The sequence below is a fragment of the Geobacillus sp. CCR genome, assembly GCF_052906625.1.
This window is the reverse complement of sequence record NZ_JBREBQ010000041.1, coordinates 1-21,173: the sequence shown is the minus strand read 5'-3', so window position 1 is coordinate 21,173 and position 21,173 is coordinate 1. Positions and strand designations below refer to the sequence as shown.

The 21,173-nt window shown below is 50.7% G+C and carries 16 protein-coding genes, 21 tRNA genes and 2 rRNA genes; 35 read left to right on the top strand and 4 right to left on the bottom strand.

Annotation, left to right across the window (positions count from 1 at the left end; all coding sequences use genetic code 11):
- The 23 genes from ACVBDQ_RS15560 to ACVBDQ_RS15450 form a co-directional block, all read left to right on the top strand.
- Positions 1-232: ribosomal RNA gene (locus ACVBDQ_RS15560) — 23S ribosomal RNA — on the top strand; the annotation flags it as partial.
- Positions 233-343: 111 nt separating this feature from the next.
- Positions 344-460, top strand: a 5S ribosomal RNA gene (gene rrf, locus ACVBDQ_RS15555).
- Between the two features lie 8 nt (positions 461-468).
- Positions 469-544: transfer RNA gene (locus ACVBDQ_RS15550), tRNA-Val, on the top strand.
- 181 nt (positions 545-725) lie between these two features.
- Positions 726-802 (top strand) — tRNA-Met (locus ACVBDQ_RS15545).
- 5 nt (positions 803-807) lie between these two features.
- Positions 808-883 (top strand) — tRNA-Asp (locus ACVBDQ_RS15540).
- A gap of 29 nt (positions 884-912) precedes the next feature.
- A tRNA-Phe gene (locus tag ACVBDQ_RS15535) sits at positions 913-988 on the top strand.
- Between the two features lie 234 nt (positions 989-1,222).
- Positions 1,223-1,295: transfer RNA gene (locus ACVBDQ_RS15530), tRNA-Thr, on the top strand.
- Between the two features lie 172 nt (positions 1,296-1,467).
- A tRNA-Lys gene (locus ACVBDQ_RS15525) sits at positions 1,468-1,540 on the top strand.
- A gap of 7 nt (positions 1,541-1,547) precedes the next feature.
- A tRNA-Gly gene (locus ACVBDQ_RS15520) sits at positions 1,548-1,622 on the top strand.
- A 5-nt stretch (positions 1,623-1,627) separates the two neighbouring features.
- Positions 1,628-1,713: transfer RNA gene (locus ACVBDQ_RS15515), tRNA-Leu, on the top strand.
- Between the two features lie 5 nt (positions 1,714-1,718).
- Positions 1,719-1,792 (top strand) — tRNA-Arg (locus ACVBDQ_RS15510).
- A 6-nt stretch (positions 1,793-1,798) separates the two neighbouring features.
- A tRNA-Pro gene (locus ACVBDQ_RS15505) sits at positions 1,799-1,872 on the top strand.
- Between the two features lie 8 nt (positions 1,873-1,880).
- Positions 1,881-1,953, top strand: a tRNA-Ala gene (locus tag ACVBDQ_RS15500).
- A gap of 17 nt (positions 1,954-1,970) precedes the next feature.
- Positions 1,971-2,047, top strand: a tRNA-Met gene (locus ACVBDQ_RS15495).
- A gap of 5 nt (positions 2,048-2,052) precedes the next feature.
- Positions 2,053-2,129: transfer RNA gene (locus ACVBDQ_RS15490), tRNA-Ile, on the top strand.
- Positions 2,130-2,148: 19 nt separating this feature from the next.
- Positions 2,149-2,239, top strand: a tRNA-Ser gene (locus tag ACVBDQ_RS15485).
- Positions 2,240-2,595: 356 nt separating this feature from the next.
- A tRNA-Thr gene (locus ACVBDQ_RS15480) sits at positions 2,596-2,671 on the top strand.
- Between the two features lie 7 nt (positions 2,672-2,678).
- Positions 2,679-2,751, top strand: a tRNA-His gene (locus tag ACVBDQ_RS15475).
- 171 nt (positions 2,752-2,922) lie between these two features.
- Positions 2,923-2,993, top strand: a tRNA-Gly gene (locus ACVBDQ_RS15470).
- 6 nt (positions 2,994-2,999) lie between these two features.
- A tRNA-Ile gene (locus ACVBDQ_RS15465) sits at positions 3,000-3,073 on the top strand.
- A gap of 209 nt (positions 3,074-3,282) precedes the next feature.
- Positions 3,283-3,357 (top strand) — tRNA-Asn (locus ACVBDQ_RS15460).
- Positions 3,358-3,364: 7 nt separating this feature from the next.
- A tRNA-Ser gene (locus ACVBDQ_RS15455) sits at positions 3,365-3,457 on the top strand.
- Between the two features lie 4 nt (positions 3,458-3,461).
- Positions 3,462-3,533, top strand: a tRNA-Glu gene (locus ACVBDQ_RS15450).
- A 300-nt stretch (positions 3,534-3,833) separates the two neighbouring features.
- Here the strand turns inward: ACVBDQ_RS15450 and ACVBDQ_RS15445 are convergent.
- Positions 3,834-4,499 (bottom strand): B3/B4 domain-containing protein, encoded by a 666-nt coding sequence (locus tag ACVBDQ_RS15445; RefSeq protein WP_011229985.1) that lies wholly within the window; start codon positions 4,497-4,499, stop codon positions 3,834-3,836.
- Positions 4,500-4,551: 52 nt separating this feature from the next.
- On the opposite strand from ACVBDQ_RS15445, the gene queG reads away from it, so the two are divergent.
- The 5 genes from queG to yhbH all read left to right on the top strand — a co-directional run bounded on the left by queG (position 4,552) and on the right by yhbH (position 10,800).
- Positions 4,552-5,694 carry a tRNA epoxyqueuosine(34) reductase QueG gene (gene queG / locus ACVBDQ_RS15440; RefSeq protein WP_011229986.1) on the top strand — a complete coding sequence of 381 codons (1,143 nt, stop codon included), beginning with the start codon at positions 4,552-4,554 and terminating at the stop codon, positions 5,692-5,694.
- Positions 5,695-5,755: 61 nt separating this feature from the next.
- Positions 5,756-6,619, top strand: a complete 864-nt coding sequence (locus ACVBDQ_RS15435; protein ID WP_011229987.1) for an amidase domain-containing protein — start codon at positions 5,756-5,758, stop codon at positions 6,617-6,619.
- 20 nt (positions 6,620-6,639) lie between these two features.
- Positions 6,640-7,113 carry a tRNA (uridine(34)/cytosine(34)/5-carboxymethylaminomethyluridine(34)-2'-O)-methyltransferase TrmL gene (gene trmL, locus ACVBDQ_RS15430; RefSeq protein ID WP_011229988.1) on the top strand — a complete coding sequence of 158 codons (474 nt, stop codon included), beginning with the start codon at positions 6,640-6,642 and terminating at the stop codon, positions 7,111-7,113.
- A 325-nt stretch (positions 7,114-7,438) separates the two neighbouring features.
- Positions 7,439-9,334 carry a PrkA family serine protein kinase gene (locus tag ACVBDQ_RS15425; protein WP_011229990.1) on the top strand — a complete coding sequence of 632 codons (1,896 nt, stop codon included), beginning with the start codon at positions 7,439-7,441 and terminating at the stop codon, positions 9,332-9,334.
- A 308-nt stretch (positions 9,335-9,642) separates the two neighbouring features.
- The gene (gene yhbH, locus ACVBDQ_RS15420; RefSeq protein WP_025039066.1) at positions 9,643-10,800 is read left to right on the top strand and encodes a sporulation protein YhbH; all 1,158 of its coding nucleotides are present in this window, start codon (positions 9,643-9,645) and stop codon (positions 10,798-10,800) included.
- Between the two features lie 76 nt (positions 10,801-10,876).
- On the opposite strand, the gene ACVBDQ_RS15415 is transcribed toward yhbH, so the two are convergent.
- Positions 10,877-11,587 (bottom strand): hypothetical protein, encoded by a 711-nt coding sequence (locus ACVBDQ_RS15415; protein WP_033012744.1) that lies wholly within the window; start codon positions 11,585-11,587, stop codon positions 10,877-10,879.
- A gap of 233 nt (positions 11,588-11,820) precedes the next feature.
- On the opposite strand from ACVBDQ_RS15415, the gene ACVBDQ_RS15410 reads away from it, so the two are divergent.
- On the top strand, positions 11,821-12,096 hold the full coding sequence (locus ACVBDQ_RS15410; protein WP_306372130.1) for a LacI family DNA-binding transcriptional regulator: 276 nt from the start codon (positions 11,821-11,823) through the stop codon (positions 12,094-12,096).
- Positions 11,982-12,461: a hypothetical protein gene (locus tag ACVBDQ_RS15405; protein ID WP_223812643.1), complete on the top strand. Its 480-nt coding sequence runs from the start codon at positions 11,982-11,984 to the stop codon at positions 12,459-12,461. The genes ACVBDQ_RS15410 and ACVBDQ_RS15405 overlap by 115 nt, the downstream gene beginning before the upstream one ends.
- Before the next feature lie 58 nt (positions 12,462-12,519).
- Here ACVBDQ_RS15405 and ACVBDQ_RS15400 read toward each other — a convergent pair whose 3' ends face one another.
- Complete coding sequence (locus tag ACVBDQ_RS15400; protein ID WP_011230062.1) at positions 12,520-13,200, bottom strand: response regulator; 681 nt, start codon at positions 13,198-13,200, stop codon at positions 12,520-12,522.
- 63 nt (positions 13,201-13,263) lie between these two features.
- Positions 13,264-14,841 (bottom strand): ATP-binding protein, encoded by a 1,578-nt coding sequence (locus ACVBDQ_RS15395; protein WP_011230063.1) that lies wholly within the window; start codon positions 14,839-14,841, stop codon positions 13,264-13,266.
- A gap of 313 nt (positions 14,842-15,154) precedes the next feature.
- Here ACVBDQ_RS15395 and ACVBDQ_RS15390 point away from each other — a divergent pair, with 313 nt between their 5' ends.
- The 5 genes from ACVBDQ_RS15390 to ACVBDQ_RS15370 all read left to right on the top strand — a co-directional run bounded on the left by ACVBDQ_RS15390 (position 15,155) and on the right by ACVBDQ_RS15370 (position 21,020).
- Complete coding sequence (locus tag ACVBDQ_RS15390; protein ID WP_014194935.1) at positions 15,155-16,195, top strand: TRAP transporter substrate-binding protein; 1,041 nt, start codon at positions 15,155-15,157, stop codon at positions 16,193-16,195.
- A gap of 160 nt (positions 16,196-16,355) precedes the next feature.
- Positions 16,356-17,618: a dicarboxylate/amino acid:cation symporter gene (locus ACVBDQ_RS15385; protein ID WP_025039067.1), complete on the top strand. Its 1,263-nt coding sequence runs from the start codon at positions 16,356-16,358 to the stop codon at positions 17,616-17,618.
- A 282-nt stretch (positions 17,619-17,900) separates the two neighbouring features.
- Positions 17,901-18,728, top strand: a complete 828-nt coding sequence (locus tag ACVBDQ_RS15380) for an aldo/keto reductase (protein ID WP_011230066.1) — start codon at positions 17,901-17,903, stop codon at positions 18,726-18,728.
- A 147-nt stretch (positions 18,729-18,875) separates the two neighbouring features.
- On the top strand, positions 18,876-19,568 hold the full coding sequence (locus ACVBDQ_RS15375; RefSeq protein ID WP_011230067.1) for a zinc metallopeptidase: 693 nt from the start codon (positions 18,876-18,878) through the stop codon (positions 19,566-19,568).
- A gap of 111 nt (positions 19,569-19,679) precedes the next feature.
- Positions 19,680-21,020, top strand: a complete 1,341-nt coding sequence (locus ACVBDQ_RS15370) for a hemolysin family protein (protein WP_011230068.1) — start codon at positions 19,680-19,682, stop codon at positions 21,018-21,020.
- Positions 21,021-21,173 lie beyond the last annotated feature (153 nt).

Below are 21,173 nucleotides of genomic sequence, written 5' to 3'. Positions count from 1 at the left end.
GGATGGACGCACCGCTGGTGTACCAGTTGTCCCGCCAGGGGCACCGCTGGGTAGCTATGTGCGGACGGGATAAGCGCTGAAAGCATCTAAGCGTGAAGCCCCCCTCAAGATGAGATTTCCCACCGCGTGAAGCGGGTAAGATCCCTCGAAGATGACGAGGTCGATAGGTCCGAGGTGGAAGCGTGGCGACACGTGGAGCTGACGGATACTAATCGATCGAGGGCTTAACCAAGAAAAGCGCAGGCGAGCGGCTTCTTCCTGAGCACGGTTATCTAGTTTTGAGGGAATGAAAAAGTCTTGACAACAGGTCAACTTTCCTTATAATAAGACTTGTCCATTGTTGCCTAGTGGCTATGGCGGAGGGGAAACACCCGTTCCCATCCCGAACACGGAAGTTAAGCCCTCCAGCGCCGATGGTAGTTGGGGCCAGCGCCCCTGCAAGAGTAGGTCGCTGCTAGGCAATTTCGTGGAGGATTAGCTCAGCTGGGAGAGCACTTGCCTTACAAGCAAGGGGTCGGCGGTTCGATCCCGTCATCCTCCACCATCTTAATATAAAAGCTGACTTACTTTCTCATCATCGCGGGGTGGAGCAACGAGCCTTTGCTTCATCGAATTCGCTTCGAGTTGCCTCGACGCATCGAGCGTCTTTGAATCAGCTTGTAGAGGAAGAGGCAACGAACAACAACACTAAAAGCATTGTGAAAATCAACTTACTTTCTCATCATCGCGGGGTGGAGCAGTCCGGTAGCTCGTCGGGCTCATAACCCGAAGGTCGCAGGTTCAAATCCTGCCCCCGCAACCAAAATTGGTCCCGTAGTGTAGTGGTTAACATGCCTGCCTGTCACGCAGGAGATCGCGGGTTCGAGTCCCGTCGGGACCGCCATTGTTCCAAAATCACGAAAAATATGGTATGGCTCGGTAGCTCAGTCGGTAGAGCAAAGGACTGAAAATCCTTGTGTCGGCGGTTCGATTCCGTCCCGAGCCACCATTTTTATCATAGTTCCGAAAGAAGGTTCCCGCTTCATGCAAAGCTAAGTGGGAGTAGTTCACAGACATGTCAGATGTTCAAACCACCCCGGCTTAGTTCAATGGGTAGCGACGAACATTCGCATCGTCGAGTCTGTTGCGAGTTGCCTCGACGCACAAGGCTTCCTTGAATGAGCTTGAAGAGGAAGAGGCACAACCAGGCAGACAACATGAGTCACTAACTAATTTTAAATGTGCCGGCTTAGCTCAATTGGTAGAGCAACTGACTTGTAATCAGTAGGTTGCGGGTTCAAGTCCTGCAGCCGGCATTCTTATTCCTTAATAACCCCTTAAGCCATTAAGGCGGCAACCGCGAGCCATTAGCTCAGTAACGAGCGCTACATCTTCGAGTTCGCTTCGAGTTGTCCCGACGCATCTGACATCTTCGAATATGCTAGTAGAGGAAGGGACATCGTTGTCTCGGAGTGTTATTGAACCCATGAGCCATTAGCTCAGTAGGTAGAGCATCTGACTTTTAATCAGAGGGTCGGAGGTTCGAGTCCTCCATGGCTCATCGTCTTGCGGAAGTAGTTCAGCGGTAGAACACCACCTTGCCAAGGTGGGGGTCGCGGGTTCGAGCCCCGTCTTCCGCTCCACTTCCGCCGGGGTGGCGGAATTGGCAGACGCACAGGACTTAAAATCCTGGGGTAGGTAACTACCGTGCCGGTTCGAGTCCGGCCCTCGGCACTTGTGCGCTCGTAGCTCAATTGGATAGAGCATCTGACTACGGATCAGAAGGTTAGGGGTTCGAATCCTCTCGAGCGCGTTTTGTCGGGAAGTAGCTCAGCTTGGTAGAGCACACGGTTCGGGTCCGTGAGGTCGCAGGTTCAAATCCTGTCTTCCCGATTTATCATGGGGCCTTAGCTCAGCTGGGAGAGCGCCTGCTTTGCAAGCAGGAGGTCATCGGTTCGATCCCGATAGGCTCCACCTTTTGACTTAAATTTGGCGGTGTAGCTCAGCTGGCTAGAGCGTACGGTTCATACCCGTGAGGTCGGGGGTTCGATCCCCTCCACCGCCACCATTATCGGACCTTTAGCTCAGCTGGTTAGAGCAGACGGCTCATAACCGTCCGGTCGTAGGTTCGAGTCCTACAAGGTCCACCATTATTATTGTTGCTTTTTTGGAGGAGTACCCAAGTGGTTGAAGGGGTCGGTCTTGAAAACCGAGAGGCGCCGCAAGGCGCGCGGGGGTTCGAATCCCTCCTCCTCCGCCATGCACTTTAAAATCGTGCCGGCTTAGCTCAATTGGTAGAGACGAGCATTCGCATCGTCGAATCTGCTGCGAGTTGTCCCGACGCATCCCACTTCTTTGAATAAGCTTGCAGAGGAAGGGACACCGAGCATTTGACTTCCTCGAATTAGCTGGGAGAGGAAGAGGCACAACTAGGCAGACAACATGAGTCACTAGCTAATTTTAAATATGCCGGCTTAGCTCAATTGGTAGAGACGAGCATCGGCATCATCGAATTGGCTGCGAGTTGCCTCGACGCACTCAGCTTCCTCGAATCAGCTTGCAGAGGAAGAGGCACAACCAGGCAGACAACATGAGTCACTAGCTAATTTTAAATATGCCGGCTTAGCTCAATTGGTAGAGCAACTGACTTGTAATCAGTAGGTTGCGGGTTCAAGTCCTGCAGCCGGCACCAGAACGAGGCGACTATGGCGAAGTGGTTAACGCACCAGATTGTGGCTCTGGCATGCGTGGGTTCGATTCCCACTAGTCGCCCTTTTCATTATATTCTATATTTGCGGGTGTAGTTTAGTGGTAAAACCTCAGCCACGAGCATCTGCATCATCGAATCTGCTTCGAGTTGCCCCGACGCATCTGGCTTCTGTGAATCAGCTGGTAGAGGAAGGGGCATGGAAGCAGCGTGGCGGATGTTCAACTAAATGATATGCGGGTGTAGTTTAGTGGTAAAACCTCAGCCTTCCAAGCTGATGTCGTGGGTTCGATTCCCATCACCCGCTTTTTATGGGCCTATAGCTCAGCTGGTCAGAGCGCACGCCTGATAAGCGTGAGGTCGGTGGTTCAAGTCCACTTAGGCCCATTATTTTCCATTGAATATTTTTGGGTCATTCGCTATAATAATGGGCGAACAATGCCCCATCGTTCCACAGCAAAATCGGAGCGACGAGCTTCACATCTTCGAATTCGCTGCGAGTTGCCTCGACGCATCTCGCTTCCTTGAATTAGCTGGCAGAGGAAGAGGCAACGAGCACATTTGGAAGATGAGCATAACATATAGTTATTCATCATTCCGCAATAGCTCAGCGGTAGAGCAACCGGCTGTTAACCGGTAGGTCGTAGGTTCGAATCCTACTTGCGGAGCCATTTCTTTGGAGAAGTACCCAAGTGGCTGAAGGGGACGGTTTGCTAAACCGTTAGGTCGCAGTTTTGCGGCGCGCGGGTTCAAATCCCGCCTTCTCCGCCATAATGGCCCGTTGGTCAAGTGGTTAAGACACCGCCCTTTCACGGCGGTAACACGGGTTCGAATCCCGTACGGGTCACTGGTTGCTGGCACCAGAGATTCTGGTGCCCTTTTGTACAATTTCTTTTGTCGATTTTTGCGTTTTTTTCTTGCGATGCGTGTGGAAGTCTGTTATAATATCTCTCGTTAGCTTTAAAATTACGTTATGATTGTTGGGGACAACGCAGTGTTTCGTTTCGTTAAAGAACGAGGCATTGCGTTTTTTTCTTTATCACCCTAAACCGAGAAGACCCCCACTTCCACGCGTGAGCGTAGGTGGGAGAGAGTTCAAGTAGGGAGGGAGTCCCCCGTTTCCAACAGCAGGAAAGTGGGGGGAAGATCAAATGAACAATTGGGCGTCGGCTTCGCCGCCATGAATTTGCACAAACATCGTTTGGATGGCTTGAAGCTGGCGCTTGGCGGTTTCTTCTGGCGTTGATGGGAGAAAGTAAACGATTTGCAAAGCGTTTTTCGTTTCTCTCGTCACGGCGGTCCGCTCCGAATCGACGATCGGACTGCCAAACGGCCCTCGTTCATCTTTGCTGACGAGTTTGTTGGCAAAGTTGACTGTGCGGCCGTTTAACGCGATGTATTCATCTTGTTCCGTGCCGATCGTGAGCGTCACTGTCCCGTTGATGCGGTCTAGATCATAGATGCCGAGCGGAATTTTATAATAGAGTGAAAAAAAGTTGTTTATGTCCGCCGCTGAATGGATAGGCGGAATGAAGCTTTTTTTCTGGATGCGTCGGTACAGGCTTTCACTTGACGGTCGATAGCGGCTTGGGTCCGTTCCGATTTGTTTGAAAGTACGGCGCCATTCGACCATCTCAGGGATGTCGGCAATCGACTTTTCCTGCAGCTCGATGTAAAGAGATTCTTGAAACAGCTCAAGCCTCCCCCTTAACATTTGCGGTGAATCGCTGACCTCGATATGATGATAGCGGATGACGCCGAATTTACCAGAAGGAAGGCGTTGCTTTAGTTGTTCTGATATCACGCATTTCATCTTGATCACCTCGGATTTCATTTTACCATATATGACGAAAGGAGGGAAAACGATGGATGTTATGGCATTAAAGCAGGAAGTCATTGAGTACAGTCGGTCAATCGGCATTGATAAAATCGGATTTGCGAGCGCTGATCCGTTTGTTGAATTAAAGGAACGGCTGCGCCGCCAGCAGGAGCTCGGCTATCAGTCCGGTTTTGAGGAACCAGATATTGAGAAACGGACGAATCCTTCATTGCTTCTTCCGGAAGCAAAATCGATTATTGCCATTGCTCTTGCCTATCCGTCTAAAATGAAAAATGCGCCGCGGGGGACAAAGACGGAACGGCGCGGCGTTTTTTGCCGCGCTTCATGGGGAAAGGACTACCACGATGTGTTGCGGGAACGTTTGCAGCAGCTCGAGGAGTTTTTGCTGGCCAAAGTGCCCCATGCCCGCGTTCGCTCGATGGTGGATACCGGAGAGCTCGCTGATCGGGCGGTGGCGGAACGAGCAGGGATCGGTTGGAGCGGCAAGAACTGCTCTATTATTACACCGGAGTTTGGATCGTATGTGTATTTGGGAGAAATGATTACGAATATTCCATTTCCCCCTGATGAACCGGTTGAAAACCGATGCGGCACGTGCACGAAATGCATTGATGCCTGCCCGACCGGGGCGCTTGTGCAAGGGGGGCAACTGAACGCACAGCGGTGCCTTTCCTTTTTAACGCAAACGAAAGGCTTTTTAGCCGACGAGTTTCGGGAGAAAATCGGGAACCGGCTGTACGGCTGCGATACATGCCAGCAAGTCTGCCCGGAAAATAAGGGGAAAGACTTTCATTTGCATCCAGAATTCGAGCCGGATCCGGAAGCGGTAAAGCCGAAGCTCATCCCGCTGCTTCAGATGAGCAACCGTGAATTTAAAGAAACATTTGGGGCCATGGCGGGTTCATGGCGTGGGAAAAAGCCGATTCAGCGCAATGCCATTCTGGCGCTCGCCCATTACAAAGACCAAACCGCGGTGCCGCACTTACTGCGTTTGTTGAAAGAGGATAGCCGTCCCGTCATCCGCGGGACGGCGGCGTGGGCGCTCGGGAAAATCGGGGATCCAAGCGCTAAGCCTTACTTGGAGGCCGCGCGGCAAACGGAGGCGGATGCCGATGTGATCGCTGAGATTGAAAAAGGACTGAAACTGTTGGCTGAGGCAAAGGAATAGGGAAAAAAACGCAGCTTCCCCACATAAGGTAGTAACAAAAACGAAAGTGGTGGAAAGCAGCATGAAAAAACAGTTGCGCGCGTGGTTGGATGAGCGAGCCCGCTCGTTTGTGTCGGAAAGCAATATCCGAAGCGAAGAGGCGGCAAGAAAGCAACGGCTTTGCCAAAAGCGCGGTGCGGAGATCGTCCGTTGCACGATCCGGGGACAAATTGTCGGCAGGCAGACCATCGAGCGGGAAGCGAAAGTTATGTATATTGCCCACCATCAATTTTTAATTAAGCAAAGGGGTTCACTATATATAGAAGAACAGGTTGAGGAGCGATGCGCCTGTTTTGTTCGCGGTGAGCTTGTAACTGATGAACCGATCAACCGGTTGGGGAGGGATATGGAGGCGCCGCGCGTCGAACGAGAGCAATGGACGGGGGAGCGTCTTTCTTACCAGTATGACCGCGCCCGGGCGGTGCGGTATGCGGAAACGTGGTGGAATCGGCATAACCCGGTGTTTCCGTCGTTTCCGGTGGATTGCACGAATTTTGTCTCTCAATGCTTGTATGCAGGCGGGGCGCCGATGACGGGCTATCCGAACCGGGCGAGGGGATGGTGGTGTCAAAACGGAAGTTGGAGTTACAGCTGGGCTGTGGCCCATGCTTTTCGTTGGTATTTGAGCGGGTCGCGCATCGGCTTGCAGGCGGTGGAAGTGGCGGAGCCGGAGCAATTGATGGCAGGTGATGTCATCTGTTATGATTTTCAAGGGGACGGACGCTTCGACCACTCAACGATTGTGGTGGCGAAAGATCAGAACGGGATGCCGCTTGTGAACGCCCATACGACAAACAGCCGAATGCGCTATTGGTCGTATGAAGATTCAAGCGCCTATACGCCGAACATTCGCTATAAGTTTTTTCACATCATCGATCGCAAATAAACGTTGCTGAGGTGAAGGAAATGCCGCTTCATGTAGTGCTATACCAGCCAGAAATTCCAGCCAATACTGGAAACATCGCTCGTACGTGCGCAGCAACCGATACGTCGCTCCATTTGATCCGCCCGCTCGGTTTTTCTACGGATGATAAAATGTTAAAGCGCGCCGGGCTTGATTATTGGCCGTATGTCAATATTTCGTATTATGACTCGCTTGACGAACTATTCGCCCGCTTTCCGGAAGGGGAGTTTTATTTCATTACGAAATTCGGGCGCCGGTATTATGATTCGTTTGATTTCAGCGATACAGAAAAACATATTTTCTTTGTGTTCGGCCGTGAAACGACCGGACTGCCGAAGGAGCTGCTTGAGGCCAATATGGACCGTTGCCTTCGCATCCCGATGAATGACAAAGTGCGCTCGTTAAACTTGTCGAACACGGCGGCCATTTTAGTGTACGAAGCGTTGCGCCAACAACGGTTTTATGGGTTGTCATAAACAAAAAAACGACCTTCGCTCTGGAGGTCGTTTTTTTGGTCTTATTGTCTGACGCCTGGTTTGTCTTCATAGCCAGCGGTGAAAATGGCCGTCAAAAACGCAATGATAACCCCTAGCACAAGCAAAGTGCGCATCGTTTGTTCCTCCTTCATAATGAAAGTGGCAGGCGTTTCCCCTTTTATTATAGCGAATATGGCCAAGCATGTGAATGACCGCAGTTGGTTGTTAGGAGACAAAATTTTTTTTTGCGGCGAATGATACGGGACATCCTCGCATAAATTGTAATAATCTTGCTGTTAGACATCCAAGGGTGAGGAGGTCCTTTATGGATATTTTGCAAAAAATCGCCCGGTATCGGGAAGAAGAAGAAAAGTTGAAATGGGAAGGAACGTTTGCTGAGTATTTAAAGATTTTAAAAGAAAAGCCGTGGGTGGCCCAGTCGGCTCATTCGCGTGTTTATAATATGATCAAAGATGCTGGGGTCGAAGAGGTGAATGGGCGGAAACGATATAAGTTTTTCAGCCAGCACCTGTTCGGGCTTGAGGAGGCGCTTGAGCGGCTCGTTGAGGAATATTTCCACCCGGCGGCGAAGCGGCTTGATGTGCGGAAACGGATTTTGCTGCTGATGGGGCCAGTTGGCGGCGGGAAGTCGACGCTTGTGACTTTGCTAAAGCGTGGGCTTGAAGAGTATTCAAAAACAGAGCGCGGCGCGGTGTATGCCATTAAAGGGTGCCCGATGCATGAAGATCCGCTTCACCTCATTCCTCACCATTTGCGCGACGATTTTTACCGCGAATACGGCATTCGCATCGAAGGCGAGCTGTCGCCGCTCAATATGATGCGGCTTGAGAAAGAGTACGGCGGACGCATTGAAGACGTGCTAGTGGAGCGCATTTTCTTCTCGGAAAACCGCCGCGTCGGCATCGGGACGTTCAGTCCGTCTGATCCAAAATCGCAAGACATCGCCGATTTAACGGGAAGCATCGATTTTTCAACGATCGCGGAATACGGCTCCGAGTCCGACCCGCGCGCGTACCGGTTTGACGGCGAGCTGAACAAAGCCAACCGCGGGATTATGGAATTTCAAGAGATGTTAAAGTGCGATGAAAAATTTCTTTGGCATTTGCTGTCGCTGACGCAAGAAGGCAATTTCAAGGCTGGGCGGTTTGCTTTAATCAGCGCCGACGAATTGATTATCGCTCATACGAACGAAACGGAATATCGGTCGTTCATCGCCAACAAAAAGAACGAGGCGCTCCATTCGCGCATCATCGTCATGCCGATTCCATACAACTTGCGCGTCTCGGAAGAAGAGCGCATTTACGAAAAAATGATCCGCGAAAGCGATGTCGCCGACGTGCATATCGCTCCACATACGTTGCGGATTGCGGCCATGTTTACGATTTTGACGCGGTTGAAAGAATCGAAGCGGCCGGATGTGGATTTATTGAAGAAAATGCGCTTGTATGATGGCGAAATGATCGAAGGATTCAGCGAGGTCGATGTGGAGGAGCTGAAAAAGGAGCATCCGGACGAGGGGATGAGCGGCATCGACCCACGCTATGTCATCAACCGCATTTCTGCCTGCATCATTCGCAAAGGAGTGCCGTCGATCAATGCGCTTGACGTGCTTCGTTCGTTGAAAGAAGGGTTGGATCAGCATCCGTCGATCACGAAGGAAGACCGCGAGCGGTACTTGAACTTCATTTCGCTTGTGCGTAAAGAATATGACGAAATCGCCAAACAAGAAGTGCAAAAGGCGTTCGTCTATTCGTATGAAGAGTCGGCGAAAACGTTGATGGATAACTATTTGGACAACGTCGAGGCGTACTGCAACAAGACGAAACTGCGCGATCCGCTCACTGGCGAGGAAATGAATCCGGATGAAAAGCTGATGCGCTCGATCGAGGAACAAATCGGCATTTCCGAAAATGCGAAAAAAGCGTTTCGTGAAGAAATTTTAATCCGCATTTCCGCCTATGCGCGCAAAGGGCAGCGATTTGATTACAACTCGCATGAACGGCTGCGCGAGGCAATCCAGAAAAAACTGTTCGCTGATCTAAAAGATATTGTGAAAATTACAACGTCGACGAAAACACCGGATGAGCAGCAGTTGAAAAAAATTAACGAAGTCGTCGCCCGCCTCATTGATGAATACGGGTACAACTCCACGTCAGCCAACGAATTGCTCCGCTATGTCGGCAGCTTGTTGAACCGCTAGGCATGCCTCAAGCGCTGAGGCATGCTTTTTTTATCCTCCTCCTCTGTCTGACCGAGTTGCACAGGGAGGGTCGAGCAAAGACGACGCAGCGAGCTTCGCTAAAAGGAAGAGAACAAGAGGGCGCGAAGCTGATAATCGGGCTTGTCTACTTTTCTATTTTCCTCATTCATTGGTCAATTATTTTGAATTTTTGCATACGATAAAATAAACCAACTTGGCATAGTGATGGCCCGTTTTGATGACGCCAACATAAGTATATGCGGGAAAGCGAAAAGTGTGAAAATGATTTTTTCAAAGGAGGGGAAAACATGAAGGGGAATTTTGTTGTATCGAAGGAAGACTGGTCCCTCCACCGCAAAGGATATGATGATCAAAAGCGCCATCAAGAAAAAGTGAAGGAAGCGATCAAAAACAATTTGCCCGACTTAATTACGGAAGAAAGCATTATCATGTCCAACGGGCGCGATGTGATTAAAATTCCGATCCGCTCGCTCGATGAATACAAAATCCGCTACAATTATGAGAAAAACAAACACGTCGGCCAAGGAAATGGAGACAGCCAAGTCGGTGATGTGGTGGCCCGAGACGGAAGCGGGGAGGGGCAGGGGCCAGGAAAAGGCCAAGGTGCTGGCGATTTGCCGGGCCAAGATTATTACGAAGCTGAAGTGTCGCTGATGGAGATTGAGGAAGCGTTCTTTAGCCAATTGGAGCTGCCCAACTTGCAACGAAAAGAGCTGGATCAAAATGTAACCCAACATATCGAATTTAACGACATCCGCCGCACCGGGCTGATGGGGAATATCGATAAGAAGCGGACGATGCTCGCTGCCTTCAAGCGCAATGCCATGAACGGCAAACCAGGCTTTTATCCGATTTACCGTGAAGATTTGAAGTTTAAAACGTGGAACGAAGTCGTCAAACCAGAATCGAAGGCGGTCGTCTTGGCGATGATGGACACAAGCGGATCGATGGGCATGTGGGAAAAATATATGGCACGCAGCTTTTTCTTCTGGATGACCCGCTTTTTGCGCACGAAATACGAAACAGTGGACATCGCCTTTATCGCCCATCATACGGAAGCAAAAGTCGTCAGTGAGGAGGAGTTTTTCACGAAAGGGGAAAGCGGTGGAACGATTTGCTCATCAGCCTACCGCAAGGCGCTTGAACTCATTGAGACAAAATATCCACCGTCGCGCTACAACATTTATCCGTTCCACTTCTCGGACGGCGACAACCTGACATCGGACAATGCCCGCTGCGTGAAGCTTGTTCAGGAGCTGATGAAAGTATCGAACATGTTTGGGTATGGGGAAGTCAACCAGTACAATCGCCATTCCACGCTCATGTCGGCGTATCGCAATATTAAGGATGAAAAGTTCCGCTACTATATTTTGAAGCAAAAATCGGATGTGTTCCACGCGATGAAAACATTTTTCCGCAAAGAAGAGAGCAAGCAGCTTGTTTGATCCTCTTGTTGGCTGGAAGGGGGATTTCTTTTTTTTTGGAAGCGGGGAAGAGCGGTTTCCTTCCCCGTTGGATACGTTATTGCTTTTGTAATGTAGCAACCATGGCGAGCACGGCGCCAAGCACGTCTTCGCTGCTTGGAGCGTGTACGGTCAATAGCATCGGCGTCGGTTGGGCGCTGGCGATGACATGAACCGTGACGCCGTCTGTTTGGGCGGTGTACCAAACCGCATCAGTGAACGGCTTAGGCAACCCGTCCGTTTGTTGGCGGGCGGCGTTGGCGTCGACTGCTTGGGCATGTTCTTTCGCTAGTTGTTCATAGTTTGTTTCACCCGGAGAAAGCAAGCGGATGCGGGCGAATGCGTCGCCATGAAGCAGGACATCGGCACTCGGTTCTTCGGCGTCAAGCGTCCACCCTTCCAAAACATAGAGGGAAAAATGTTGATTGTCGCTCGTTTGCAGCGTCGCTGTTTCGGTGATGGTTTGGTTTCCTGTCCGATAGGACAAAGAAGTCGTTGGCTGCGAAGAGGCAGGTTGCTCTTCGTCAGCGGGCGGCTGCCCGGAGGTTTCTTCCTTTGCGGCTGCTTGTCTACTCGCCGCCGCATCCGATTGGCCGGAAGAAGCTTGCTTTTCGTTTGGCGGCTGCACATTGGCGGACGTTTCTCTTGAGGCGGCTGGCTGTTGTTCTTTCGTTGCTTTTGTTGCTGACTCCTGCGCTTTCATTCCGCAGCCAACCAGCAAGGCGGAGGCGACAGCGAGAGAGAACAACAGTTTCCAGTATCGAGTCATGTTCATTCCTCCTTACGTTCCATATACTCCCCATTATACCAATTGAAACGGTGGAAACAAACAGAATGGTTTCCCTATTTTTTCTGCTTGTTTGTTTTTGCACGTTGTTTGACGTGCAAGGCGATATGCGCCCCGCCCCAAACAGCGGCGACGAGCAGAACGAGTGAAGCAAATCCGTAAAGCATGTTGTCCCCCTCCTCATGTATACTAGATGGCAGGATCCACAATAATGTATGAAACGCGTTTCAAGGCAAGTCTTTTTTAGGGAGTGTGTGAATATGGCCAATATCCGTGACTTGGCGAAAGAGGCAGGCGTATCGGTGGCTGCTGTATCAAGGGTGTTGAACGGATATCCGTATGTGAGCGAGGAAAAGCGGAAGACGGTTGGGAAGCAGTGGAGAAGCTCAATTACACGAAAAATATTCAGGCCGTCCATTTGGCGAAAGGAAGGGCAGCGATTGTCGGCGTTATGCTTCCGTACATTCATCATCCTTATTTTTCTGCGATAATGGGAGGTATACCCAAAGAGGCGCTCCGTTATGGCTACCAACTGCTTTTGGTTCAGACGAATTATGACGTGGAGAGGGAACTCGAGGCGTTAGAGCGGCTGCGGATGAGGCAAATGGATGGGCTGATCGTGTGCTCCCGCGAAGTGGGCTGGGAGGCGTTTGCCGCTTATCAGGAAGACGGTCCCATCGTTTTATGCGAACATGTCAGAGAGCACGATTTTCTTGCTGTTTACACCGTCGCTTTGCCACATTTTCAGCTGGGAGGGAAAGCGTTTCGCTTGATTCATCATTGGCTGGAGACAGGCAATGTGACGCGAAAGCAGGAAGAGCTGCCTGCCCGGTTGCTGGTGCGGGATACGGCATAATAGGGCCTGGCTTTCCGTCTCTGACAACCAGCTTGAAGCCGCTCGAAACGGCATCGTGTTATGTTGCTTTCAGATGGTACCGATTCACTGGGCGTCCGACGCCGCCGTATTGAACATCGAGCACGACTTTTCCCGTTTTCTCAAGGTACTCCAAATAGCGGCGGGCGGTGACGCGGGCGATGCCGACTCCTTCGGCCACTTCCTCGGCGGAAACGGGGAAGCGGTGTTGACGCAAATAGGCGATCACTTTTTCCAATGTTACCTCATTCAGTCCTTTCGGAAGCTCGGAGGACGGTCCGGCCGGTTGTTCAGTCGCCCGCCTTAGGGCATCGAGTTCCACCTGGGTGAGCGATTCCTTTTCCGCAAGCGACCGGCGGAACGTCCGATAATTTTCCAACGCCTGTTTGAGCCGTTCAAATTTAAACGGTTTCACAATGTAATCGAAGGCGCCGTTTTGCAGGACGCGGCGCACCGTTTCAATGTCGCTCGCCGCGGTAATGGCGATGATATCAACTTCATGGCCGCGGGCGCGGATTTGTTTTAATGTTTCAAGGCCGTCCAGCTGCGGCATGTAAATATCAATCATCGCTAAATCCGGACGGAGCTCGTGAATGAGGTGGAGTCCTTCTTCACCGTTTCGAGCGAGGCCGATGACGGTGAAGCCGTCCACTTGTTCAATCATTTGCCGGTTCACTTCTTGCACCATCGGGTCATCCTCGATCAACAACACGCGATACATAGCCTTTTCCTCCTTCGTCTCGACGGGAGTGTCTTTCGCGGCCGCCGCTGCATGAATGGGTAGTCACATATCAAAGGTAACAGTAAACACCGTTCCTTTCCCTTCCTCCGACTGCACATCGATGCGCCCGTTTCCCTTTTCCACAATTTGCTTCACCAAATACAAGCCGATGCCGCGTCCGTTTTCCCCTTTGGTTGAAAAGCCTTCATCAAAAATGCGGTCAATATGCTCGCGAGCAATGCCTTGGCCGTTGTCTTCGACCGAGAGGGAACAAATTTCTTCATTTTGTTCAAGGCTGACGTAAATTTCTTTTTCCCGGTCGGTTACGCCGCGAAAGGCATCGAAGGCGTTTTCAATTAAATTGCCAAGGAGAACAACAAAATCATGGTGATCGAGATGCGGCGGAAAGCGGTGCAGCCGGCTGTGCCGGTCGATTGTCACGCGGATGCCGAGCTCCTTGCCGCGGCGGATTTTGCTTAAGAGCAATCCAGAAATGCTTTCGTCCTTGATGTTGCGGCTTAAAAACTGCGTCAGTTCTGCTTGTTCCTCTGTAACTTGGAACACGTACTCGAGCGCTTTTTCAATATGGCCGAGCTGAATAAGGCCGGCGATCGTATGAAGTTTGTTCATGTATTCATGATTTTGCACGCGCAAGGCGTGGACAAACGCCTTTACGCCCGTCAATTCTTCGGCCAGCCGTTTCACTTCCGTCCGGTCTTGGAAAATGGCGATGGCGCCGACCGTTTTTCCGTTGACTTTGATCGGGATGCGGTTGCTCCAAATCGTTAAATTGCCGATCTGCAACTCCTTATTGTAAATCGGCTTGTTTACTTCCAAGATTTCCGGAAGGTGTGTGTCCGGAATGATGGAACGGATCGATCGGCCGATGACATCCCCTTTGACGCCGAGCATTTGTTTTGCCCGGTCGTTGAAGATGGTAATTTTTTCATCGCTGTCAATGGCGATGACGCCTTCATGCATGGCGTTAAACGCTTCCGTCCGTTCGATCAGCAGCTTGGCGATCTCATGCGGTTCCAGCTCAAACATTTGCCGCTTGATATGGGAGGCGAGCAGCCATGCGCCAATTCCACCGACAACGAGCGACAAAACGACCGCTACAGCAGCTTCTTCTTTCAAAGAATCAATGGCTTCAAAAAACGTCGGCAACCGGTAGGCGGCGATGACGACGCCAATTTGTTCGTGATCGCTGTTCATAATGGGAACGAAGGCGCGAACCACTGTCCCGATTTCCCCGCGGGCTTTGGAAGTGTACGTATGTTCGGCAAACGCCGGCCCCTCATCAGCACCGCGGGAGATCGTGCCGATCATCGCAGGAAGCGGATGGGAGAGGCGCACTTTGTTCATATCGAGAACGACGATATAGTCGGCGCTGTGAATGACGCGCACCCGCTCGACGACCGGATTGATCAGCGCCCGGCTTTGTTTGTTTTCGACAATATGGCGTCTGACTTCGGGCATCTCGGAGACGGTGCGCGCGGTTAGCAAGGCGCGCTGGCTGAGTTCCTCCTCCTTTGTATGGAAAAAGTCGCTGATGATGAATACACCGCTCAGCAACATGGAAAAGCTGACGATGGCGAAAATCAAAATCGTAATTTTCCAGCGAATCGGCAGCCGGTTCATGGCGGAACTCCTTTTTGGCAATCATGATTGCTGTTGAACATGCCATATGAATCGGGAAAGGAATAAATCAACGTTTTTTTTCATTATACCAAATCTTCTTGAATGGAAAGAAACGAAAGGTGTAAAATGGCGGTGGGGAACAAATATTCTGCCCGCCAGCATAGAAGATGGGGCATACGTAAGGCGTGGCGATTGCTGCTTTCAAACCGAATCCGTGAGCTCCAGCCGCTTTTTTGCTTCAATGATTCGAGTCGGCGGGGAGCATTCCGTTGGAGTGCAATTTTAGCAATAGGATGGAAGAATGGTGTGAACAATGGGGAAAAAGTGGAGAGCATGGACAATCCTTTTGTTTGTCGGCCTCGGTCTGGTCGGCTGGGCAGCTAGCCGTCAACTGGGACGTGAACCACTTGTTTATGACGACGAGCAAAAGGGGTTGAAAAAGCAAATCATTATTTATTTCAGCCATGTCGTAGCAGAGAATACGCCAAAAGGGTTGGCGGCGCAAAAGTTTGCCGAGCTCGTCGAGCAAAAAACAAACGGCCGCGTCAAAGTCGAAGTGTTCCCGAACGGCTCGCTTTATTCGGATGGGGAAGAGCTTGATGCGCTGTTGCGCGGCGACGTGCAAATGATCGCGCCATCATTTTCAAAGGTGACAGAGCTTGTCCCCGAATGGCAAGTGCTCGATTTGCCGTTTTTGTTCCGCGATGAGGACGACGTGCGCCGCGTGTTTACTGGAAAAGTGGGCGCCGAGCTGCTTCGGATGCTGGAGGCAAAAGGAATTAAAGGACTGGCGTTTTGGAGCAATGGATTTAAGCAAATGATGAGCACAACCCGTCCGCTCATCGCCCCTGACGATTTTCGCGGCTTGCGTTTTCGCATTATGCCGAGCGAAGTGATTGAAAAGCAGTTTCGTTTGCTTGGCGGTGAACCGGTTGCTGTTTCATTTGACCGCGTTTATCAGGAGCTTGAACAGCATAAGTTTGATGGGCAGGAAAATACGATTTCTAATATTTATTCGAAAGGGTTTTACAAATTTCAACCGTATATTACAATCAGCAATCACGGGTATCTCGGGTACGCAGTCATGATGAATCAGTCATTTTGGGACAGTTTGCCGAAAGACATCCAGCAAAAAATAACTGAAGCGATGGCTGAAGCGACGCGTTGGAATTTAGAGCAGTCGAAAGAGCAAAACGAACGGGAGCTCAAGCAGCTCGAGCGGCGTGAAGATGTCTTCCTTTACCGGCTGTCGGAAGAGGAGAAACGGAAATGGGAGCAGAAGTTCGCCCCGCTGTACGACGAGTTTACGAGGCAGTTTGGTTCCGGGCTTTTGAATGAAATTAGAGGATCGTAATAGGCTTCCGCGGGCGGAAGCTTTTTTGTTTTTGAACAGCAAAAAAGGTCAAGACCAAAAAGACCAAAACGACCATTATCACCATAATATTTTGATTTCAACGATTTTTCTTTATGATAATGTTGAAAGCGTTGCCAATATATCGAAAGGAGTGGGAGAAATGCGGAGAAAACTGAAAAACTTGACGGTGCAAGTCATCATCGGCATTATTTTAGGGATCATTGTCGGATTTCTATTTCCAGAATTCGGAGCGAAGTTAAAAGTATTGGCAGACGGATTTATTAAGCTGATTAAAATGGTGATCGCCCCGATCATTTTCTTCACCGTCGTCATCGGAATCGGCAATATGGGCGACTTGAAAAAGGTCGGCCGCATCGGCGGCAAGGCGCTCATTTATTTTGAAATTGTCACGACGTTTGCGTTGGCGATCGGGATTGTCGTCGTCAACCTTGTCAAACCAGGGGTTGGGTTTCATACCGATGCAGTAAAAGGCGGCGACATTTCACAATACACGAAACAAGCGGAAGAAACAAGCCACGGTTTTGTTGACTTCATTTTAAGCATCATTCCCGACAACGTCGTTGCCGCGATGGCGAGCGGCCAACTGCTTCCGGTGCTCTTCTTCGCCGTGTTGTTCGGTTTAGCGGCTGCCGCGCTTGGGGAAAAAGCAAAACCAGTGATTTCCTTGTTTGAACGGCTGGCAGAAATTTTCTTCGGCGTCGTCAACATGGTTATGAAGGTGTCGCCGATCGCCGCGTTCGGCGCGATGGCGTACACGATCGGCACGTTCGGCCTCGGATCGCTCGTGTCGCTCGGTAAATTGATGGGTTCTGTTTACATTACGATGGCGCTCTTCATTTTCGTCGTGCTTGGCGGGATTGCCAAGTTTTATGGGTTTAACATCTTTAAGTTTCTCGCTTATATCAAAGAGGAACTGTTGCTTGTTTTGGGCACGTCTTCGTCTGAATCAGCGCTGCCGCGGCTAATGGAACGTTTGGAAAAATACGGGTGCTCGAAATCGGTTGTTGGTCTTGTCGTTCCGACAGGGTATTCGTTTAACCTAGACGGCACATCGATTTACCTGTCGATGGCAGCCATTTTCATCGCCCAAGCGTACGGCATTGATTTAACCATTTGGCAAGAGCTGACGTTGCTTGGCGTATTAATGCTCACCTCGAAAGGGGCAGCAGGGGTTACCGGTTCGGGATTCATTACGTTGGCAGCGACTTTGGCGGCGTTCCCGATGATCCCGGTCGAAGGCATCGCCTTGTTGCTTGGGGTTGACCGCTTCATGTCGGAAGCGCGGGCGATTACGAATATTATCGGCAATGCTGTAGCGACAGTGGTTGTTTCGAAAATGGAAAACGAGTTTCATCCGAACGAAGCTGAAGTGGAGCGCGCCTCGATGAGCGTGGCCAAATAAGAGTCAGGAGCCGATCTGCAAGTCCAATTGACAGCTTTTCCGTTCGCATGTTTCTGACTGCGTCGGGAAAGGAGCCGCACGCTGCAAATCGCCGAATGGATGAAAAAAGGAATGCAATGACAGCGCGAGGGGAACGTTTCCCCTCGTTTTTGCGTTGATTTTCCCCTAAAGAAAGAACAAGAGGGACGTGGGGAAGTGAGAAAGGAGAGCAAGCATATATTTTGATTTTCTTTCCCTCTTTTCCCATAATGAAACTATAATGACGCTCGAGGAGGAGAGGATATGAACGGCCTGCAAGATTGCGCCACTTTGCATAACGGGGTGAAAATGCCTTGGGTCGGCCTTGGCGTTTATAAAGTCAAAGAAGGGGAGGAAGTAAGAAGCGCGGTGCGCACCGCGCTCGAGATCGGCTACCGCCATGTCGATACAGCCGCTTTTTATGAAAACGAAGAAGGTGTCGGTCGAGCGATCCGCGAATCCGGCATTCCTCGCGAACAAGTGTTCGTGACAACGAAAGTATGGAACACCGATCAAGGGTATGAGACGACGCTGAAGGCGTTTGACAAAAGTTTGAAAAAACTCGGGTTCGATTATGTCGACTTGTATTTGGTCCACTGGCCGGTGAAAGGGAAGTATAAAGAGACGTACAAGGCGCTGGAAAAGTTGTATAAAGACGGTTATGTGCGCGCGATCGGCGTAAGCAATTTCCATATCCACCATTTGCAAGATGTACTGGCGGATTGTGAAATCAAGCCGATGGTCAACCAAGTCGAGTATCACCCGCGCCTGACGCAAAAAGAGTTGCTTACGTTTTGCCGGGAAAACGGCATCCAGCTTGAAGCATGGTCGCCGCTCATGCGCGGGGAAATTTTAAGCGAACCGACGATCATTGACATTGGGCGCAAGTACGGGAAAACGCCGGCGCAGGTGGTGTTGCGCTGGGATTTGCAACACGGCGTTGTGACGATCCCGAAGTCGGTGACGCCGGCGCGGATCAAGGAAAACGCTGATATTTTTGATTTCTCGCTGACCGACGAAGAAATGAAACAGATCGACGCGTTGAACTTGAACAAACGGGTCGGTCCTGACCCAGACAATTTCAATTTTTGATGTCCCCATCAGCCAAATAGCGCCTCGATGCAGGCGCTGTTTTTTTTTGAAACCGGAGCGGGCCGTTTGACGTATGAAAAGGTGAGCAAGTACAATAAATAATAGTATACACATTTGATGAACATTGAAAAAACGGAGGGTGCTGTGATGCTATTCCATCCGATGGATATTTTCATTTTTATCGCCTTCCTGATATCGCTTTGGGCGCAATGGAAGGTATCAAGCAATTTCAATGCCTGGTCTGAAGTTCCAGCCTCATCGGGGTTGACGGGGGCGGAAGTGGCGCGCATGATTTTAGACCGCCACGGGCTGCACCATGTGCCGGTGGAGGTCGTGCCAGGGAGATTGTCCGACCATTATGATCCGATTTCCCGCACGGTCCGTTTGTCGGAGCCGGTCTTTTATGGGCGTTCAATCGCTTCCATTTCCGTTGCCGCCCACGAGGTTGGCCATGCCGTTCAACACCAGCAAGGCTACGCTGCGCTCGTCCTTCGCCACCGGATGTTTCCGATTGTGAACTTCGCTTCGGGCGTTGCGCCGTTGTTGTTGCTCGTTGGATTTGTGCTCCATCAATTTTCGCTGATTGGACTCGGCATTTTGTTTTTCTCGCTGGCGGTGGCCTTCCAAATCATTACCTTGCCGGTGGAGTTCAACGCGAGCGCACGGGCGAAGCGGTTTATGCTGGCTGAAGGGTTGATCGCCCCAAATGAAGCGCGCGGCGTAAACAAAGTGCTTGGCGCGGCGGCGCTGACATACGTCGCGGCAACGTTGATTGCCGTGTTTGAGCTGCTGAAATATGTGCTCATTTTCACCCAAGGGAACAATAATGAGGAATCGTAACATATTGGGCCGCCTAAGGCGGCCCAGCGGCATCATCGTCTATCAGCTGCAATGGAAACTTTTGTGTGCAGGAGGTGTAACCTGGGCGCTTCATCCGCGCTCGGAGACGAATTGGATATAGCCAGTTTGCTGTTGGTGGCGTTTCTCATCGCTTGCACCGCCTTTTTTGTCGCTTCTGAATTTGCGATCGTCAAGGTGCGCAGCTCGCGCATCGATCAGCTTGTCAATGAAGGGAATCGACGGGCGGTCGCGGCGAAAAAAGTGATTTCGAATTTGGACGGCTATTTATCGGCGAACCAGCTCGGCATTACGCTCACCTCGCTTGGCCTTGGCTGGCTTGGGGAGCCGACGGTGGCGCGGATGTTGCTGCCGCTGTTTGAACGCCTCCATTTATCGGAATCCGTCTCCCACTTTTTAGCGTTTATCATTTCGTTTTCGCTCATCACCTTTTTGCATGTCGTCGTCGGTGAATTAGCGCCGAAGACGTTTGCCATTCATAAGGCGGAAGCGATTACGCTGTTTACGGCTCAGCCGCTCATCTGGTTTTACAAAATCATGTATCCGTTCATTTGGACGCTCAACAACTCTGCGCGGCTCGTGACGCGCCTGTTTGGCCTCAGGCCGGTGGCGGAGCATGAAATCGCCCACTCTGAGGAGGAGTTGCGCCTCATTTTATCAGAAAGCTACAAAAGCGGGGAGATCAATCAGTCAGAGTACCGCTATGTCAATAACATTTTTCGTTTTGACGACCGCATAGCGAAAGAAATTATGGTGCCGCGCAAAGAAATTGTGGCGCTCGATATTAACAAAAGCGTCAAGGAAAACTTGGACATCATTCGCGAAGAAAAGTATACGCGCTATCCGGTCATTGACGGCGATAAAGACCATGTGCTTGGACTCATCAACGTGAAAGAGGTGTTTACGGACTTTATTGCCAATCCGTCCAACGAAAAGCAGATGAAAGACTATATCCGCCCGATCATTCAAGTGATTGAATCGATCGCCATTCACGATTTGTTGGTCAAAATGCAAAAAGAACGCATCCATATGGCGATTTTGGTCGATGAATACGGCGGCACGTCTGGACTGGTTACAGTCGAGGACATTTTGGAAGAAATCGTTGGCGAAATCCAAGATGAGTTTGATATTGATGAAACGCCGCTGATTCAAAAAATAGACGATCGATTGATCTTGGATGGCAAAGTGTTGATCAGCGAAGTGAATGATTTGCTTGGGCTGGACATTGACGATGATGACGTCGATACGATCGGCGGCTGGATTTTAACGAAGCATTATGATATCAAACCAGGCGAGAGTGTAGAAATCGATGGCTACTTGTTTACGGTGAAGGAAATGGATGGCCATCATGTGAAATCGCTGGAAGTGGCAAAAAAAGAGCCGAGCAAAGAGGAGGAGGCGGCAGGCGCCGAAGAGGAGGAGTTGCGTTTGTAAGGCAGACGGGGGCGTCTGCCTTTTCTCGTGTGCGCCCGGCATGGGTGCAGTCTATAGGGTGAAAGTCCCGAACTGCGAAGGCAGAAGTAGCAGTTAGCTTAACGCAAGGGTGTCTGCGGCGACGCAGAATCTGAAGGAAGCGGGCGGCAAACT